This is a genomic window from Citrobacter sp. RHBSTW-00599 (assembly GCF_013784065.1).
Classification (GTDB): Bacteria; Pseudomonadota; Gammaproteobacteria; order Enterobacterales; family Enterobacteriaceae; genus Citrobacter; species Citrobacter braakii.
The window spans coordinates 2,424,320-2,442,335 of sequence record NZ_CP056717.1 but is presented as its reverse complement, the minus strand read 5'-3'; the positions used below and the strand labels follow the sequence as shown (position 1 = coordinate 2,442,335).

Annotated in this window: 16 protein-coding genes and 1 other annotated feature; of the genes, 7 read left to right on the top strand and 9 right to left on the bottom strand. The window is 53.0% G+C overall.

Translation table 11 applies throughout. From position 1 onward, the window contains the following. Window positions 1–2: 2 nt before the first annotated feature. The 5 genes from acnA to topA all read right to left on the bottom strand — a co-directional run bounded on the left by acnA (window position 3) and on the right by topA (window position 7,355). Window positions 3–2,678, bottom strand: a complete 2,676-nt coding sequence (gene acnA, locus HV243_RS11945) for an aconitate hydratase AcnA (protein ID WP_053388562.1) — start codon at window positions 2,676–2,678, stop codon at window positions 3–5. Window positions 2,679–2,945: 267 nt separating this feature from the next. Then, window positions 2,946–3,116 (bottom strand): hypothetical protein, encoded by a 171-nt coding sequence (locus tag HV243_RS11940; protein WP_016153249.1) that lies wholly within the window; start codon window positions 3,114–3,116, stop codon window positions 2,946–2,948. A gap of 3 nt (window positions 3,117–3,119) precedes the next feature. Then, window positions 3,120–3,260, bottom strand: a complete 141-nt coding sequence (locus HV243_RS11935) for a YmiA family putative membrane protein (RefSeq protein WP_213083732.1) — start codon at window positions 3,258–3,260, stop codon at window positions 3,120–3,122. Window positions 3,261–3,574: 314 nt separating this feature from the next. Beyond that, window positions 3,575–4,549 (bottom strand): HTH-type transcriptional regulator CysB, encoded by a 975-nt coding sequence (gene cysB / locus HV243_RS11930; RefSeq protein ID WP_016153251.1) that lies wholly within the window; start codon window positions 4,547–4,549, stop codon window positions 3,575–3,577. A 208-nt stretch (window positions 4,550–4,757) separates the two neighbouring features. Continuing rightward, window positions 4,758–7,355, bottom strand: coding sequence for a type I DNA topoisomerase (gene topA, locus HV243_RS11925; protein ID WP_131350876.1), 2,598 nt, complete (start codon window positions 7,353–7,355; stop codon window positions 4,758–4,760). A gap of 397 nt (window positions 7,356–7,752) precedes the next feature. Here topA and HV243_RS11920 point away from each other — a divergent pair, with 397 nt between their 5' ends. Next, on the top strand, window positions 7,753–8,004 hold the full coding sequence (locus tag HV243_RS11920; protein ID WP_003020616.1) for a YciN family protein: 252 nt from the start codon (window positions 7,753–7,755) through the stop codon (window positions 8,002–8,004). Window positions 8,005–8,057: 53 nt separating this feature from the next. Here HV243_RS11920 and sohB read toward each other — a convergent pair whose 3' ends face one another. Further along, on the bottom strand, window positions 8,058–9,104 hold the full coding sequence (gene sohB, locus HV243_RS11915; protein WP_016153253.1) for a protease SohB: 1,047 nt from the start codon (window positions 9,102–9,104) through the stop codon (window positions 8,058–8,060). A gap of 210 nt (window positions 9,105–9,314) precedes the next feature. Here sohB and HV243_RS11910 point away from each other — a divergent pair, with 210 nt between their 5' ends. Together HV243_RS11910 and cobO are read left to right on the top strand one after the other, a co-directional pair. Further along, complete coding sequence (locus HV243_RS11910) at window positions 9,315–10,076, top strand: YciK family oxidoreductase (protein ID WP_016156651.1); 762 nt, start codon at window positions 9,315–9,317, stop codon at window positions 10,074–10,076. Then, window positions 10,073–10,663, top strand: coding sequence for a cob(I)yrinic acid a,c-diamide adenosyltransferase (gene cobO, locus HV243_RS11905; RefSeq protein WP_016153255.1), 591 nt, complete (start codon window positions 10,073–10,075; stop codon window positions 10,661–10,663). Before HV243_RS11910 ends, cobO begins: the two co-directional genes overlap by 4 nt. Window positions 10,664–10,746: 83 nt before the next feature. On the opposite strand, the gene rluB is transcribed toward cobO, so the two are convergent. From rluB to rnm, 3 genes are all read right to left on the bottom strand, one after another. Continuing rightward, entirely contained in the window at window positions 10,747–11,622 is an 876-nt protein-coding gene (rluB, locus tag HV243_RS11900) for a 23S rRNA pseudouridine(2605) synthase RluB (protein ID WP_006684306.1), read from the bottom strand. Window positions 11,623–11,722: 100 nt separating this feature from the next. Beyond that, window positions 11,723–12,343: an L-threonylcarbamoyladenylate synthase gene (locus HV243_RS11895; RefSeq protein ID WP_016153256.1), complete on the bottom strand. Its 621-nt coding sequence runs from the start codon at window positions 12,341–12,343 to the stop codon at window positions 11,723–11,725. Continuing rightward, window positions 12,340–13,218 carry an RNase AM gene (gene rnm, locus HV243_RS11890; RefSeq protein ID WP_053388564.1) on the bottom strand — a complete coding sequence of 293 codons (879 nt, stop codon included), beginning with the start codon at window positions 13,216–13,218 and terminating at the stop codon, window positions 12,340–12,342. The genes HV243_RS11895 and rnm overlap by 4 nt, the downstream gene beginning before the upstream one ends. A 135-nt stretch (window positions 13,219–13,353) precedes the next feature. Between rnm and trpL the strand changes: the two genes are divergently transcribed. The 4 genes from trpL (at window position 13,354) to trpCF (ending at window position 18,012) form a co-directional block, all read left to right on the top strand. After that, window positions 13,354–13,398 (top strand): trp operon leader peptide, encoded by a 45-nt coding sequence (gene trpL / locus HV243_RS11885; protein WP_012905981.1) that lies wholly within the window; start codon window positions 13,354–13,356, stop codon window positions 13,396–13,398. After that, window positions 13,375–13,469 (top strand) — a sequence feature (Trp leader region). It overlaps the preceding gene by 24 nt. A gap of 23 nt (window positions 13,470–13,492) precedes the next feature. Beyond that, window positions 13,493–15,055: an anthranilate synthase component 1 gene (locus tag HV243_RS11880; protein ID WP_016156654.1), complete on the top strand. Its 1,563-nt coding sequence runs from the start codon at window positions 13,493–13,495 to the stop codon at window positions 15,053–15,055. Next, on the top strand, window positions 15,055–16,650 hold the full coding sequence (gene trpD / locus HV243_RS11875) for a bifunctional anthranilate synthase glutamate amidotransferase component TrpG/anthranilate phosphoribosyltransferase TrpD (protein ID WP_003020639.1): 1,596 nt from the start codon (window positions 15,055–15,057) through the stop codon (window positions 16,648–16,650). The genes HV243_RS11880 and trpD overlap by 1 nt, the downstream gene beginning before the upstream one ends. Before the next feature lie 3 nt (window positions 16,651–16,653). Next, complete coding sequence (gene trpCF, locus HV243_RS11870; RefSeq protein WP_053388610.1) at window positions 16,654–18,012, top strand: bifunctional indole-3-glycerol-phosphate synthase TrpC/phosphoribosylanthranilate isomerase TrpF; 1,359 nt, start codon at window positions 16,654–16,656, stop codon at window positions 18,010–18,012. Window positions 18,013–18,016: the final 4 nt, after the last annotated feature.

Below are 18,016 nucleotides of genomic sequence, written 5' to 3'. Positions count from 1 at the left end.
TTTTAATTCAACACATTACGAATCACGTAGTGCAGAATGCCGTCGTTTTGGTAATACGTTAGCTCCGTCGCGGTATCAATGCGACAGCGGCATAGAATTACCTCTTTACGCCCATCTGCGCATACCATACTCACCGGAACTGTCGCCCCTGGTTTAATGTTTTGTAGGTCCGTAATATCGATCGCCTCCTCACCGGTTAATCCCAGCGTTTTACGCGTGACGCCCTGCGGGAATTCCAGCGGTAAAATGCCCATGCCAATCAGGTTAGAACGGTGAATTCGCTCAAAAGACTCTGCGATAACCACGCGAACGCCCAGCAAACGTGGGCCTTTCGCCGCCCAGTCACGGCTGGAGCCGGATCCATACTCTTTCCCAGCAATCACCGCCAGAGGCACGTTCTCCTGCTGGTATTGCATGGCCGCATCATAAATAGCCACCACTTCGGTTCCCGGCAAATGACGCGTCATGCCACCTTCCACGCCAGGTACCATCTCATTGCGAATACGAATATTGGCGAAGGTACCACGCATCATCACTTCATGATTCCCGCGTCGCGAACCGTAGGAGTTAAAATCTTTACGCTCAACGCCATGGCTTTGCAGATAACGCCCCGCCGGACTGTCTGGTTTAATACTGCCGGCAGGAGAAATATGGTCGGTGGTAACAGAATCTCCGAGCATCGCCAGAATACGCGCACCGTGAATGTCCTGAACCGGATCCGGCGTAGCCTGCATACCATCGAAGAACGGTGACAAACGGATATAGGTCGAGTCAGCCTGCCAGCCATAGGTATCAGCGCGATCAACCTGGATTGCTTTCCATTCTGGCGTGCCTTCAAAGACTTCAGCATACTCTTTGTGGAACATGGCGGTAGAGACCTGCTCAACGGCGCGGGCAATTTCCTTGGCTGTCGGCCAAATATCTTTCAGATAAACAGGATCGCCTTTTCTGTCATGGCCTAACGGATCTTTCGTCAGGTTGATATTCATATTCCCCGCCAGGGCGTAGGCCACCACCAGCGGCGGAGATGCCAGCCAGTTGGTCTTCACGAGCGGATGGATACGACCTTCAAAGTTACGGTTTCCAGAAAGCACTGCCCCAACTGTAAGATCGCCTTTTTTGATGGCGGTTTCGATAGGATCGGGTAAGGGTCCAGAGTTGCCAATACAGGTGGTACAGCCATAACCCACAAGATTAAATCCCAGCTCATCAAGGTACGGAGTGAACCCAGCCTTTGCCAGATAATCGGAAACCACCTTCGATCCTGGCGCCAACGAGGCTTTCACCCATGGCTGACGTTTCAAACCAAGCGTTACGGCTTTTTTCGCCAGCAGCCCCGCCGCCATCAATACGCTTGGGTTTGAGGTGTTGGTACAAGAGGTGATAGCGGCTATCACCACCGCGCCGTCCGGCAGCTTATACTGCTGACCGCTCATGGTATAGTCCACTGGCTGGCGGTCTTTAAGCGAGCTATTCACCTCAAGTTCATTACTCGCCGAAAAGGCTTTCGGCACATCAGCCAGCGCCACCCGATCCTGCGGACGCTTCGGTCCAGCAAGGCTTGCCTCTACGCTGCCCATATCCAGCTCCAACGAACTGGTAAACACAGGTTCATCCCCTGGGTTACGCCACATTCCCTGCGCTTTGGCATAGGCATTGACCAACTCAACCTGTTCCTCACTGCGCCCGCTCAGACGCATATACTCAAGGGTAATGTCATCGATCGGGAAGAAACCGCAGGTTGCGCCGTATTCCGGTGCCATGTTCGCAATGGTTGCTCGATCGGCCAGAGGTAAGGTGTCCAGCCCATCACCGTAGAATTCAACGAATTTACCGACTACACCGTGCTTACGCAGCATCTGGGTGACGGTCAGAACCAGGTCGGTGGCAGTGATGCCTTCCCGCAGTTTACCCACCAGTTTAAAGCCCACAACATCCGGGATCAGCATTGAGACCGGTTGACCCAGCATTGCTGCTTCAGCTTCAATGCCTCCAACGCCCCAGCCCAGCACACCGAGACCATTAATCATCGTGGTATGGGAATCGGTACCGACCAGTGTATCGGGATAAGCCACCCACTCACCGTCCTGTAACTCGCTCCAGACAGCTTTGCCAAGATATTCAAGGTTAACCTGGTGGCAAATCCCCGTACCCGGCGGTACAACGCTGAAGCGACTAAATGCCTGCTGTCCCCATTTCAGGAACACATAACGTTCATGGTTACGTTCCATTTCCAGGCGCACGTTTTCTTCGAAAGCATCATCATCACCGAAACGATCCACCGTTACAGAGTGATCAATGACAAGATCCACTGGCGAAAGCGGATTCACTTTTGCCGTATCCCCACCCAGACGTTTCACCGCTTCGCGCATGGCGGCGAGATCGACCACCGCCGGCACGCCGGTAAAATCCTGCATCAGAACACGAGCAGGTCGATAGGCAATTTCTCGATCGGCATGAGCGGTCTTCAGCCAATGCGCAAGCGCATGAATATCATCTTCGGTAACGGAATTACCGTCCTGCCAGCGAAGCAGGTTTTCCAGCAAAACTTTTAGCGATTTCGGTAAACGGGTGATATCACCCAGTGATTTAGCGGCCAGCGGCAGACTGTAGTAACGGTAGGTTTTATCTTTAACCTGCAATGTGTCCTTACTGGCTTCTCGTAGGGTCGACGACATAGCTCCTCCTTAATGACAGGGTTGGATCCCCTGATTTTCCTCAGGGTTAGTATTAAAGATAACACAAACAAAATGTAACGCTTTGATAACAACTCAAATTGATAAAAGTGGAGGGCTACAAAAGGGGCAACTGAAGTATCTGGCGAGGAGAAAGGTTTAAGCGGTCAAGGTTAATACGGTGATAAGCATGGCTCATCACGATTGCCCGGAATAAAATATTTGCAGTACAAGACAACGGACTAATAATAATTATAAAATTCGTATCAATTATTGTTTCTGTTCATCATCATCCGCAAACAGATCGATAAACGCCCGTTGTTCAGGAGAGAGTTTCCAGGTCGCTGGAATATTCGGCTTATTCTCTGCGCTGCGTTGACTCTCTTGTTCATGGTCATCCGGAGATGGCATCACGGTGGAGCGTTGTTCCAGTGTGGACATGACCTACCCCCACACGTTCCAGGCCACGAGCGCGACAATAACCCAGAACACGGCAGAGCCAAGAAACACAGCGAACCAGGCTTTACGTTTCATCACGGGATCCCGGCGTGCTGGCTGGTTTCCTGAAGGCATCGCTAACCTCATACTATCGAAATCACTTATCATTTAAGCACCAAACAATCGGTACAATTAATCATCAGATAGGAGGAATCCTAATAAAAAAGGTCAAAAAAAGCCAGATAATTTTCATACTCGACCTGATAAATAAATTAATTATTTGATCGGTTATAAATATTTGAGAGGGATTTTTGGCGACCTTACTAATTTGAAACTACTTTAGCAAGTGTTTACCATAAACAATATATGGTTAATATATAGAGGAAAAATATTGAATAGATTCAGACTCTGCCGTCGGTATCGCTTTATGTTTGAGGATACCGACGAGGTAACAGCCGTTATTATTTCTCAGGCAATTTAATATCTTTAAACATGGCTTCAATATCGTCGTTGGAACGTAGCGCCACCGCTGTATCCACCACATCACGCGTCAGATGCGGCGCGAAACGTTGAATAAAATCATACATGTAACTGCGTAAAAAAGTGCTGCGACGAAAACCAATCTTGGTGGTGCTATGGCTGAAGATATCATGGGCATCAACGCGCACCAGGTCAGGGTCGGAGACAGGATCAACCGCCATACTGGCAATTACCCCCACGCCGAGGCCCAGGCGTACATAGGTCTTAATGACATCGGCATCGGTCGCGGTAAAAACTATACGCGGCTCAAGCCCCGCACGGTTGAACGCGGTGTCCAGTTCCGAACGTCCGGTAAATCCAAACGTGTAGGTCACCAGCGGGTACTGCGCCAGTTCTTCAATGGATACGGCGGATTTGCCCGCCAACGGATGGTCCGGCGTAACGACAATCGAACGATTCCAGTGGTAGCAAGGCAGCATCACCAGATCGTCATACAGGTGCAGGGCTTCCGTCGCGATAGCAAAATCTGCATTCCCTTTCGAGACGGCTTCGGCGATTTGCGTCGGCGATCCCTGGTGCATATGCAATGAGACGCGTGGATAACGCTCAATAAAGCCTTTAATAACGTTCGGCAAAGCGTAACGCGCCTGAGTGTGCGTGGTGGCGATATACAGTGAGCCTTTGTCCGGCCAGGTATGTTCGCCAGCAACGGACTTAATGGCATCCACCTTCGACAAAACTTCTCGCGCGATTCGAATGACTTCCTGGCCCGCTGGCGTAACCTGGGTCAGGTGCTTACCGCTACGGGCAAAAATCTGGATGCCAAGTTCATCTTCCAGCATACGAACTTGCTTACTGATACCTGGCTGCGAGGTATAAAGCCCTTCCGCCGTTGAGGAGACATTAAGGTTGTGGTTCACCACCTCAACAATGTAGCGAAGCTGCTGTAATTTCATGTTAAGCCATCCCGATTTGCGCCATCAAATCATCGTTTCAGAGCAGGCTCGTTGGCGCTGCTAATACGATTTAATAATAAAAAGTGTGTTAACTATAACCACTATATCATTTCTATGTGAGCTGTATAGGGATGACAAAAAATAATACGCCAGAAACAAAAAGGGCCGCTTACGCGACCCTTTGAGGAGAAACTCAGCCGGAATGCTGTTATTTCTTCCCTTCTACCCATTTACCGTCAACGTAGAACGCGGACCAGCCGGTCGCCTTACCGTCTTTCTCCGCAGCAACGTATTGCTGCTTGGTTTTACGGCTGAAACGAACCATCGACTTGTTGCCGTCCGGGTCAGTCTGCGGCGCATCTGCCAGATAGCGCAGTTTTTCCGGCAGACGATCGCGGAAGCGGTACAACTCTTCAACCAGCGGCGCACGTGTCTCACGTGATTTCGGGAACGTATTTGCCGCCAGGAAGATACCTGCAGCACCATCACGTAACACGAAATACGCATCAGATTTTTCACACGGCAGTTCTGGCAACGGAACCGGATCCTCTTTAGGTGGAGCAACTTCACCGTTACGCAGGATCTTACGGGTATTTTTGCACTCGTCGTTGGTACACGCCATGTACTTGCCGAAACGTCCCATTTTCAGGTGCATTTCAGAGCCACATTTCTCGCACTCAACGATAGGACCGTCATAACCCTTGATGCGGAATTCGCCTTCTTCGATCTCATAGCCGTCGCAGGTAGGGTTATTACCACATACATGCAGCTTGCGCTTAGGATCGATAAGGTAGCTGTCCATCGCCGTGCCGCACTTCTGGCAGCGACGTTTGGCGCGCAGAGCGTTGGTTTCCGCATCGTCGCCTTCCAGCACGTTCAGCACTTCGTTTTCCGGCACCAGATTAATGGTGGTTTTGCAACGCTCTTTCGGGGAAAGCGCATAGCCAGAACAACCCAGGAAAACGCCGGTGCTGGCGGTACGAATACCCATCTTGCGACCGCAGGTTGGGCAATCAATGCTGGTCAGCACCATCTGGTTCGGACGCATACCGCCCTCTTCAGGATCTTTCTCGGCTTTATCCAGTTGCTGAGTAAAATCAGTGAAGAAGTTGTCGAGTACGCCCTTCCATTCGGCTTCGTGATTTGCCACCTGGTCGAGACTGTCTTCCATCTGCGCGGTAAAGTCGTAGTTCATCAGTTCGCGGAAGTTTTCTTCCAGACGATCGGTGACGATTTCACCCATTTTTTCAGCGTAGAAGCGACGGTTCTCAACGCGAACATAACCGCGATCCTGAATCGTAGAAATGATCGACGCATACGTGGATGGGCGACCAATCCCACGTTTTTCAAGCTCTTTAACCAGCGAAGCTTCACTGAAGCGCGCAGGCGGTTTGGTAAAGTGTTGCGCAGGTGTCAGTTCGATGAGCGTCAACGTATCGCCTTTATCCACCGCTGGTAAAATGCGGTCTTCATCGCCCTTACGCAGCGCAGGCATCACTTTCGTCCAGCCATCGAAGCGCAGAATACGACCACGCGCCTTCAGACGGAAATCACCCGCACCCACCGTCAGCGTGGTGGAATCATATTTAGCAGGCGTCATCTGACAGGCAACAAACTGGCGCCAGATCAGCTGATACAGTTTTTGCGCATCGGCTTCCATATCTTTCAGCGATTCCGCCTGCACGGCGACATCGGAAGGACGGATAGCTTCGTGCGCTTCCTGCGAGTTCTCTTTGCTGGCGTACTGGTTCGCGCTCTCCGGCAGATACTTTTTGCCGAAATTATCGCTGATGTAATCGCGAACCATGTTCACCGCATCCTGGCTCAGGTTGGTTGAGTCAGTACGCATATAAGTGATGTAGCCCGCTTCATACAAGCGCTGCGCCATCATCATGGTTTTCTTCACGCCGAAGCCCAGACGCGTGCTGGCGGCCTGCTGTAGCGTGGAGGTGATGAACGGCGCACCCGGCTTGCTGCTGGTCGGCTTATCTTCGCGTTCCAGAACGCTGTAGCGCGCATTTTCCAACAGGCTAACGGCGGCAAGCGTTTGTTCCCGGTTGACCGGACGGAACGGTTTATCATTCTGATGCGTCACCTCAAGCGGTAACGCGTCACCGCCTGGCGTGGTCGTGTTAGCATCAATTTCCCAGAACTCTTCAGGAATGAATGCTTTGATTTCGCGTTCACGCTCAACCACCAGACGCACGGCAACCGACTGTACGCGGCCTGCTGACAGGCCTCGCGCAATTTTTTTCCACAGCAGCGGCGACACCATATAGCCCACAACACGGTCCATAAAGCGGCGCGCCTGTTGCGCATTGACGCGGTCGATGTTCAGTTCGCCCGGTTTTTCAAACGCCTGACGAATAGCGTTTTTGGTAATTTCGTTAAACACCACGCGACTGTAGCGGGTGTCGTCGCCGCCGATCACTTCCCGCAGGTGCCACGCAATGGCTTCCCCTTCGCGGTCAAGGTCGGTTGCGAGATAGATGTGGTCGGCTTTTTCAGCCAGTTGCTTCAGTTCAGAAACAACTTTTTCTTTACCGGGCAGCACTTCATAGCGCGCATCCCAGTTGTGCCACGGGTCAACACCCATACGATTGACGAGAGCGCCACGTTCATCCTTTTTGGGCTTTTTAGCCGTTTTGGTGGAGGTTGAGTCGGCGCTCTTTTTAGTTGCTGAGCCACTGGTCGGCAAATCACGGATATGACCGACGCTGGATTTCACCACGTAGTCATTACCCAGATACTTGTTGATCGTTTTGGCTTTTGCCGGGGACTCAACGATGACAAGAGCTTTACCCATATTCACCTTTACCTAATTTGATTCTTCCAGAATGCGTCGCACGTTGATTCACCTTCCACTGGCGACGAGACATCGATATGGTCTCTGCGTCGGCGGATATCAACCCTTAAACTGATTCGCGCTTGTAATGTAACTCTCATGTAACTGAGTTAACAGGCTTTTTTGCTCACAAACGCTATAGCACGACGGAGTATTGGTCGAATGTCAAGCAAATCTGTTGCCAGATTGACGAAAGCGTCACACTGTACCTGATAAAATGCGTTACGCAACTTTATTAGCATGCAAAAACAAATCTCGCCACTTGCAACACCGTCGTAAGACCTTCATTTAAGTCAGGGAATATTTGCCCATAAGCCGGGCTCGGCGTAGACTAATGTCCTTGTTTAAGGAGTAAATAATGCATAAAGACACTCAACCCATCGATCGCGAAACACTGCTGATTGAAGCCAACAAAATCATTCGTGAGCATGAGGACACGCTGGCGGGGATTGTCGCCACCGGCGTAACGCAGCGAAATGGCGTGCTGGTTTTCAGCGGAGATTACTTTTTAGACGAGCAAGGGCTACCGACGCCCAAAAGTACGGCGGTGTTTAATATGTTTAAACATCTGGCGCACGTACTTTCTGAAAAGTATCACTTGATCGATTAACACGAGAAATGATTTGCCGGATGACGGCTGCGCCTCATCCGGCAATTACAATTTTACATCAGCGGTTTTTGTCCTCGCTGCCACCAACGCATCAGTAAACGATCGGCGCTCTCGGCGGCACTGCCGGTAAAACGGTCCATCAGTTTTTTACGCTGCAGATAACGTACGTTTAATACGTCACGACCGTCCATCAGCCCGAGGATCACCTCATCACTGGTATTGATCTCATCCACCAGCCCGTTGGCCAGCGCCTGTTGACCAAACCAGTGTTCACCCGTGGCAACCTGCTCAATGTCCAGAGCCGGACGCATGCGCTGTACAAAATCTTTAAACAGATGATGGGTTTCGTTCAGGTCTTCGCGGAATTTCTGCCGCCCTTCTTCCGTGTTTTCACCAAGTAAGGTCAGCGTACGCTTGTACTGTCCGGCGGTGTGCAGTTCGATATCAATATCTTTCCCTTTCAGGAAGCGGTGAAAGTTCGGGATCTGTGCCACAACGCCAATAGAGCCGACAATAGCAAACGGCGCCGAGACAATTTTATCCGCCACGCAGGCCATCATATATCCGCCGCTCGCAGCGACTTTATCTACCGTAACGGTCAGCGGGATCTGCTTATCGCGCAGACGTTGTAACTGGGACGCGGCCAGGCCATAGCCGTGTACTACGCCGCCCGGACTTTCCAGACGAACCACGACCTGATCCTGGGGTTTAACGACCGCCAGCACTGCCGTCACCTCTTCGCGTAATGCGCTGACCTCATGGGCATCCATACTGCCTTTAAAATCAAGTACCCATACCCGTGGTTTATCAGATGACGTACTGTCTCCCAGTTTCGCTTTTGCCTTAGCGGCCTTCGCCTCAAGCTTGTGTTTCTTTTTCTGCGCCTTATGCCAGAATTTTTGCTGATGCCCATCCAATAAGGCCAGCGACAGGTCTTCTTTCATCTCTTTATATTGATCGCTGAGATTAATAACCCGCAATTCCCCACGCTGACGTTTGCGTTGTGTCGCGTTTACGATCAGCATAACTACCACCGCAATAGCCACCACGACAGTGACAATTTTTGCCAAAAACAACCCATATTCAGACAACAATTCCACGTGACCCACCTTGGTTAAACAACGCTACTTTCGCTCAGTGTACAACAGCCTTGTTAACCCGTCTTGCTTCATCCATTCAGTAAAAAGCATGACAACGCGTTCATTTTGCGGTGTTATTGCCTTTGGCTGATTGAAAAAGAACAGGGTTTAAGGCATAAAGCCCAAAAGTTATCGCGAACGAGATGGCCAGGACGTCGCCGAGGAGTAGCCGTGCATTATCAACCGAAACAAGATCTTCTACAGGACCGCATTATTCTGGTCACCGGTGCCAGCGATGGTATCGGGCGTGAAGCCGCACAGACCTACGCGCGTTACGGCGCGACCGTTATTCTGTTAGGGCGTAACGAAGAAAAGTTGCGTCAGGTTGCCCGCTCCATCGCCGAAGAAAAAGGTACGCAACCACACTGGTTCACGCTGGATCTGCTCACCTGTACGTCTGACGAATGCCACCAGCTCGCACAGCGCATTGCCGCGCATTTCCCGCGTCTGGATGGAGTACTGCATAATGCCGGATTGCTCGGTGACATTTGCCCGATGAGCGAGCAAAACCCGCAGGTATGGCAGGACGTGATGCAGGTAAACGTGAACGCCACCTTTATGCTGACTCAGGCATTGCTGCCGTTGTTGCTCAAATCCGATGCCGGATCGCTGGTCTTTACCTCCTCCAGCGTCGGTCGCCAGGGGCGCGCCAACTGGGGGGCATACGCCACCTCCAAATTTGCTACCGAAGGAATGATGCAGGTTCTGGCTGATGAATATCAGAACCGCCACCTGCGCGTAAACTGTATCAATCCTGGTGGAACGCGTACCGGCATGCGAGCCAGCGCGTTCCCGACGGAAGATCCGCAAAAATTGAAAACCCCCGCCGATATTATGCCGCTCTACCTGTGGCTGATGGGCGATGACAGCCGCCGTAAAACCGGTATGACTTTCGATGCCCAGCCGGGCCGTAAACCAGGAATCGCCCAATGAGTGAAGAACGCTATCAGCAGCGCCAGCAGCGCGTAAAAGACCGGGTTGACGCCCGTGTTGCCGCCGCCAGAGACGAGCGCGGGATTATTATTGTGTTCACCGGAAATGGTAAGGGTAAAACCACCGCCGCGTTCGGTACCGCCACGCGCGCAGTAGGCCACGGTAAAAAAGTCGGCGTAGTGCAATTTATTAAGGGGACGTGGCCAAACGGTGAACGAAACTTACTCGAACCCCACGGCGTTGAGTTTCAGGTCATGGCGACAGGATTTACCTGGGAAACGCAGAACCGCGAGTCGGACACCGCAGCCTGTATGGCCGTATGGGAACACGGCAAGCGGATGCTGGCCGACGCTGAGCTGGATATGGTGATACTGGACGAGCTGACCTACATGGTTGCATACGACTATCTGCCGCTCGACGAGGTCATCAATGCCCTAAACGCGCGCCCTGCCCATCAAACGGTTATTATCACCGGTCGTGGATGTCATCGCGATATTCTGGAGTTAGCGGATACGGTCAGCGAACTGCGGCCAGTTAAGCACGCCTTTGAAGCGGGTGTGAAAGCCCAGATGGGGATCGATTACTGACAGTAGGCCGGATAAGGCGCTTACGCCGCATCCGGCTCCACGCTAACGCCTGATGGCGCGTTGCTTATCAGGCCTACTCATGATTAACCGTTGTTGCTGCGACCGCCCGGACGACGGCTGCCGCCAACCTGAGAGTGGCGCTTCACCGCACGGCGGATCTGGTTTGCCTTCATACGGCGACGATCTTTCTCGACGGCAACTTTAGAGGTGGTTTCCGGCTTCAGCTCCACCAGTTCACGCAAATAGTTGGTCTGCGCGAGGTCAAGTTCCGTCCAGCCGCCACGCGGCAGGCCCTTCGGCAGTGGGATATCACCGTAACGTACACGGATAAGACGACTTACCTGCACGCCCACGGCTTCCCACAGGCGACGGACTTCACGGTTACGCCCTTCGGTCAACGTGACGTTATACCACTGGTTGATCCCTTCACCGCCGCTGAACTTGATCGTTTTAAATGCGGCCGGACCATCTTCCAGCTGCACGCCACGACTCAGATCGCGCAGTTTTGCGTCATCAACCTGACCAAACACACGCACCGCATATTCACGTTCAACTTCGCGGCTTGGGTGCATCAGACGGTTCGCCAGTTCGCCATCGGTGGTAAACAGCAGTAAACCACAGGTATTCACGTCCAGACGTCCCACGGCAATCCAGCGCGCATCGCGCAGTTTTGGCAGACGATCAAACACGGTCGGACGACCTTCCGGGTCGTTACGGGTACACAGTTCACCTTCTGGCTTGTAATAAGCCAGAACACGGCAGATTTGCTCCGCAGATTCTTTAACCGAAATCAGATGACCGTCGATACGGATTTTCAGACCCGGCGTAACTTCAACGCGATCGCCGAGCGTGGCAATTTTGCCATCAACGCTCACGCGCCCCGCGGCAATTATGGATTCAATTTCACGGCGAGAACCGTGGCCAGCGCGCGCCAGCACTTTTTGTAACTTTTCGCTCATAGAGCTTCCTTTAGATGTCGCCTTCACAGGCGTCGAACAGGAGAATCAACGGCGCCAGTCAGCGCCATTTTAAGGCCGCGTAGTATAGCGGTTCGCGCCCTTATAAGAAAGGTTTAACGTCGCCGACGCCTTCGCGCAATACCACCGGGGAATCATCGGTTAAATCGATAACCGTGGTTGGCTGCTGGCCGAGATATCCACCGTGGATAATCAAATCCACCACTTTCTCCAGACGATCTTTGATTTCTTCCGGATCTGACTCGGTAAATTCGCTGCCCGGCAGCATCAGTGATGTAGAGAGCATAGGCTCGCCCAGCGCTTCCAGCAGCGCCAGCGCAATCGGATTCGAGGGTACACGCAAGCCGATGGTCTTACGTTTTTCCTGCAACAGTCGACGTGGTACTTCTTTCGTCCCCTTCAGGATGAACGTGTAGTTACCCGGCGTGTTGTTTTTAATTAAACGGAAGGCCACGTTGTCGACAAACGAATAGGTCGACAGTTCGGACAGGTCACGACACATCAGCGTAAAGTTGTGCCCGTCCGGCAGGTGACGGATGCGACAAATGCGCTCCATTGCGCCTTTATCTTCAATTTTGCAACCCAACGCATAGCCGGAATCAGTTGGATAGACGATCACCCCTCCTTTACGCACGATTTCAACGGCCTGATTGATCAGTCGCTGCTGTGGGTTTTCGGGATGAATATAAAAAAACTGGCTCATACTTTCCTCTCTGTGGTCTCGGGCTGTTCCCAAAGTTGCCAGACGCCTTCTACGCCTGCGGGCAACCAGAGTTTACGACCCAGCTCAATCCATGGGCAGGGTAGATGAAAATCAGACCCTTGCGATGCCCACAGTTGATGCTGACGCGCAAGCGTCGCCAGATGGGTGCGTTCATTGGGAGACTGCTGGCACTGTGCCACTTCCATCGCGTCGCCGTGATGTTCAGCAAAATGCGCAACCAGTCTTTTCAGCCACTTAGCGCTAAGATCGTACCGCCCAGGATGAGCCAGAACTGCCTTACCGCCAGAATGATGAATGACATCAATAGCTTGTTCTATTGTACACCACTGTGGCGGAACGTAACCGGTTTTCCCACGAGCAAGATATTTTTTAAAGACATCCGCCATGGTTGTGGCTTTTCCGCACTCCACCAGGAAACGCGCGAAATGCCCCCGAGTGATCGCCCCGCCATCAGCCAGGCGTAATGCCCCTTCCCACGTGCCGGGAATATGCGCTTTGTCGAGTCGTTCAGCAATCAGGCGCGCGCGCTGCTGACGACGTTCCGTTTGCTGCGCCAGAAATTCGCACATCATTGGATGGACGATATCAATGTTCAGACCCACGATATGGATCTCATGGTTTTCCCAGACTGTTGATATCTCGACGCCAGGGATCAAATTTAACGCTAAACCCGCACGTGAAATTTCTTCTCTTGCCGCCGCAATACCCGCTGTGGTGTCATGATCGGTGATCGCCAGTGTACCGACTCGCATCTCTACCGCACGGTGTACTAAGGCTTCTGGCGTTAATCGCCCATCGGAGGCTGTAGTATGACTGTGCAGGTCATAAATCACTGCGTAATTCGTGTCGCTCAATGCGGCTCCCGTTTCACTAAATGTCTTAACACGCTCATCATAGCGGTTTAGACAAATATACTGAAATCAGGTGTTGACTTTATTCCATCGAACTAGTTAACTAGTACGCAAGTTCACATGAAGAAGGTATCTGAGATGAAAGCAACATTTGTTCTGCACGGTTGGTGGCGCACTTCCTGATTTCGGGCAGTGTCTTACGTCTGCAATATGCAACCAGATACCCGGCCCGCCAAATGAGCGGGCTTTTTTTTGAACAAAATTAATGAGAATAACGATGCAAACACAAAAACCGACACTCGAACTGCTTGCCTGCGATGCCGCCTACCGTGAAAATCCGACGGCGCTGTTTCATCAGGTGTGTGGCGCACGTCCGGCAACGCTGCTGCTGGAATCTGCCGATATCGACAGCAAAGACGATCTGAAGAGCCTGCTGCTGGTCGACAGTGCATTACGCATTACCGCCATCGGTGACACTGTCACCATTCAGGCATTATCCGCTAACGGCGCATCGCTGCTGCCGCTGCTGGATGCTGCCCTGCCCGCGGGCGTTGAGAACAAACAACAGCCGAATGGTCGCCATCTGCGATTCCCTGCCGTTAGCCCGCTGCTGGATGAAGACGCCCGCTTATGTTCCCTGTCCGTATTTGATGCCTTCCGTTTATTGCAGGAGCTGGTTAATGTTCCTGCGCAAGAACGTGAAGCGATGTTCTTTGGCGGTCTGTTTTCCTACGACCTGGTTGCTGGTTTTGAAGATTTACCTCAGCTTGAAGCGGGCAACCGTTGCCCTGACTACTGCTTCTATCTGGCAGAAACGCTCATGGTCATCGACCATCAGAAGAAAAGCACCCGCATTCAGGCCAGCATATTTACCCCCAGCGATGCAGAAAAACAGCGTCTTAATGCCCGTCTGGCGCAACTGAGCCAGCAGCTTACCGAACCTGCGCCGCCGCTGCCCGTCACTGAAGTTCCGCACATGCGCTGCGAATGCAATCAGAGCGATGAAGAGTTTGCCGCCGTGGTTCGTGGTATGCAAAAGGCCATTCGCGCTGGCGAAATTTTCCAGGTTGTTCCATCCCGTCGTTTCTCGCTGCCCTGCCCATCACCGCTGGCGGCCTACTATGTGCTGAAGAAAAGTAACCCCAGCCCGTACATGTTTTTTATGCAGGACAACGATTTCACACTGTTCGGCGCTTCTCCGGAAAGCTCGCTGAAATACGATGCCACCAGCCGGCAGATTGAAATCTATCCGATTGCCGGGACCCGCCCACGCGGTCGTCGTGCGGACGGTTCGCTGGACCGCGATCTCGACAGCCGTATTGAGCTGGAGATGCGTACCGATCATAAAGAGCTTTCCGAGCACCTGATGCTGGTAGACCTGGCGCGTAACGACCTGGCGCGCATCTGCACACCCGGCAGCCGCTACGTTGCTGACCTCACCAAAGTGGATCGTTATTCCTTCGTTATGCACCTGGTTTCCCGCGTAGTCGGCGAGCTGCGTAGCGATCTGGATGTGCTGCATGCTTACCGCGCCTGTATGAACATGGGCACGCTAAGCGGCGCGCCGAAAGTTCGCGCCATGCAGCTTATCGCCGAGGCCGAAGGCCGTCGTCGCGGCAGCTATGGCGGTGCAGTAGGTTACTTCACGGCCCATGGCGATCTGGATACCTGTATTGTGATTCGTTCCGCCCTCGTGGAAGACGGTATTGCCACCGTACAGGCTGGCGCCGGAATTGTTCTGGATTCCGTTGGGCAGTCAGAAGCCGATGAAACCCGTAATAAAGCGCGTGCGGTTCTGCGTGCTATCGCCACCGCACACCACGCACAGGAGACCTTCTAATGGCTGACATTCTGCTGCTCGATAATATCGACTCTTTTACCTATAACCTGGCAGATCAGCTGCGTACTAACGGTCATAACGTGGTGATTTACCGCAACCATATTCCGGCCCAGACATTAATAGACCGCTTAGCGACCATGAAAAATCCGGTGCTGATGCTCTCTCCAGGTCCAGGTGCGCCAAGCGAAGCGGGCTGCATGCCGGAGCTGTTAACCCGCCTGCGCGGCAAGCTGCCGATCATCGGTATTTGTCTGGGGCATCAGGCCATTGTCGAGGCCTATGGTGGATACGTGGGACAGGCGGGGGAAATCCTGCACGGCAAAGCGTCCAGCATTGAACACGACGGTCAGGCAATGTTCGCCGGTCTGGCAAATCCGCTGCCGGTGGCGCGTTATCACTCGCTGGTTGGCAGCAACGTTCCGGCCGGATTGACCATCAACGCCCACTTTAACGGCATGGTGATGGCGGTACGTCACGATACCGATCGCGTATGTGGCTTCCAGTTCCATCCAGAATCCATTCTGACCACCCAGGGCGCACGTCTGCTGGAGCAAACGCTGGCCTGGGCGCAACAGAAACTCGAACAGACTAATACGCTGCAACCTATTCTGGAGAAACTGTATCAGGCCCAGACGCTGTCTCAGCAGGAAAGCCACCAGCTTTTCTCCGCCGTGGTACGCGGTGAACTGAAGCCGGAACAACTGGCTGCGGCGCTGGTGAGCATGAAAATTCGTGGCGAGCACCCGAATGAAATTGCCGGTGCGGCAACCGCGCTGCTGGAAAACGCCGCCCCGTTCCCGCGGCCTGATTATCTGTTTGCCGATATTGTCGGTACCGGCGGTGATGGCAGCAACAGTATCAATATTTCCACCGCCAGCGCCTTTGTGGCGGCCGCTTGCGGACTGAAAGTCGCCAAACACGGCAACCGCAGCGTCTCCAGCAAGTCGGGCTCTTCGGATCTGTTAGCGGCTTTTGGCATCAATCTGGATATGAACGCCGATAAATCCCGTCAGGCACTTGACGACCTCGGTGTGTGTTTCTTGTTTGCGCCGAAATACCACACCGGTTTTCGCCATGCTATGCCAGTACGCCAACAGTTGAAAACCCGTACGCTGTTTAACGTCCTCGGCCCGTTGATTAACCCGGCACATCCGCCGCTGGCGCTGATCGGCGTTTACAGTCCGGAACTGGTGCTGCCAATTGCCGAAACGCTGCGCGTGTTGGGGTATCAGCGGGCAGCCGTGGTGCACAGCGGCGGCATGGATGAAGTTTCGCTGCATGCACCGACCATTGTGGCGGAGCTGCATGATGGCGAAATCAAGAGCTATCAACTGACGGCAGAAGACTTTGGCCTGACGCCTTACCACCAGGAACAGCTGGCTGGCGGCACGCCGGAAGAAAACCGTGACATTCTTAGTCGCTTGTTACAAGGTAAAGGTGAAGCCGCTCATGAAGCTGCTGTTGCCGCGAATGTCGCCATGTTAATGCGCCTGCACGGTGAAGAAGATTTAAAAGCCAATGCGCAAACCGTGATTAATGTACTGCGCAGCGGCGCGGCCTATGACCGTGTCACTGCACTGGCAGCAAGAGGGTAAATGATGCAAACCGTTTTAGCGAAAATTGTCGCAGACAAGGCGATTTGGGTAGAAGCCCGCAAACAGCAACAACCGCTGGCCAGCTTTCAGAATGATGTTCAACCCAGCTCTCGTGATTTCTACGATGCGCTGCAAGGTGCACGCACCGCCTTTATTCTGGAGTGCAAAAAAGCGTCTCCGTCAAAAGGCGTGATCCGTGATGACTTCGACCCGGCACAGATTGCGGGCGTATATAAACAATATGCTTCTGCGATTTCCGTACTGACCGATGAGAAATATTTTCAGGGGAGCTTTGATTTCCTGCCCATCGTCAGCCGCATCGCACCGCAGCCGATTCTGTGTAAGGACTTTATTATCGATCCTTACCAGATTTACCTGGCGCGCTTCTATCAGGCGGACGCCTGTCTGCTGATGCTGTCGGTGCTTGATGATGAGCAATATCGTCAACTCGCCGCCGTCGCCCACAGTTTGAAAATGGGCGTACTGACCGAAGTCAGTAACGATGAAGAGCTGGAGCGAGCTATCGCACTGGGCGCCAAAGTCGTCGGTATCAACAACCGTGATTTACGCGACCTGTCGATTGATCTGAATCGCACCCGCCAACTTGCGCCGCGACTGGGTCATGGCGTAACCGTCATCAGCGAGTCCGGTATCAATACCTATGGTCAAGTGCGAGAACTCAGCCACTTCGCCAACGGTTTTCTGATTGGCTCTGCGTTGATGTCGCATGATGATCTGCATGCTGCCGTGCGTCGCGTTCTGCTCGGCGAAAATAAAGTCTGCGGTTTAACCCGGCCTCAGGATGCAAACGCGGCATACGAAGCGGGTGCCATATACGGCGGGTTGATTTTTGTGTCCACATCGCCACGCGCGGTCAGCGTTGAACACGCGCGCGAGGTCATGACCGGCGCACCGCTGCAATATGTCGGGGTGTTTCGCAACGCAGAGATCACCGACGTGCGCGAAACAGCGGCGGCTCTGGGGCTAACAGCCGTGCAATTGCATGGTAGCGAAGACCAGGCCTATGTTGACGCCCTGCGCGACGCGCTCCCCGAACAGGTGCAAATCTGGAAGGCGTTAAGCGTCAGTGAAACGTTGCCAGCCCGTGATTATCAGCACGTCGATAAATACATATTCGACAATGGCCAGGGAGGCAGCGGTCAACGCTTCGACTGGTCACTTTTAGGCGGACAATCGCTGGATAACGTTTTACTGGCTGGCGGACTCGGCGCTGATAACTGCGTTGACGCGGCAAAAACCGGCTGTGCCGGTCTCGATTTCAATTCTGGCGTAGAGTCACAGCCGGGCATCAAGGATGCACGTCTTTTGGCTTCGGTCTTTCAGACGCTGCGCGCATATTAAGGAA

Excerpts from the sequence above, each read along its gene's own strand:
- rluB (WP_006684306.1), bottom strand. The coding sequence starts at position 11,622 with ATGAGCGAAAAGTTACAAAAAGTGCTGGCGCGCGCTGGCCACGGTTCT.
- cobO (WP_016153255.1), top strand. The coding sequence starts at position 10,073 with ATGAGTGAAGAACGCTATCAGCAGCGCCAGCAGCGCGTAAAAGACCGG.
- cysB (WP_016153251.1), bottom strand. The coding sequence starts at position 4,549 with ATGAAATTACAGCAGCTTCGCTACATTGTTGAGGTGGTGAACCACAAC.
- HV243_RS11895 (WP_016153256.1), bottom strand. The coding sequence starts at position 12,343 with ATGAGCCAGTTTTTTTATATTCATCCCGAAAACCCACAGCAGCGACTG.
- acnA (WP_053388562.1), bottom strand. The coding sequence starts at position 2,678 with ATGTCGTCGACCCTACGAGAAGCCAGTAAGGACACATTGCAGGTTAAA.
- topA (WP_131350876.1), bottom strand. The coding sequence starts at position 7,355 with ATGGGTAAAGCTCTTGTCATCGTTGAGTCCCCGGCAAAAGCCAAAACG.
- HV243_RS11940 (WP_016153249.1), bottom strand. The coding sequence starts at position 3,116 with ATGTCCACACTGGAACAACGCTCCACCGTGATGCCATCTCCGGATGAC.
- HV243_RS11935 (WP_213083732.1), bottom strand. The coding sequence starts at position 3,260 with ATGAGGTTAGCGATGCCTTCAGGAAACCAGCCAGCACGCCGGGATCCC.
- HV243_RS11880 (WP_016156654.1), top strand. The coding sequence starts at position 13,493 with ATGCAAACACAAAAACCGACACTCGAACTGCTTGCCTGCGATGCCGCC.
- HV243_RS11920 (WP_003020616.1), top strand. The coding sequence starts at position 7,753 with ATGCATAAAGACACTCAACCCATCGATCGCGAAACACTGCTGATTGAA.
- trpCF (WP_053388610.1), top strand. The coding sequence starts at position 16,654 with ATGCAAACCGTTTTAGCGAAAATTGTCGCAGACAAGGCGATTTGGGTA.
- trpD (WP_003020639.1), top strand. The coding sequence starts at position 15,055 with ATGGCTGACATTCTGCTGCTCGATAATATCGACTCTTTTACCTATAAC.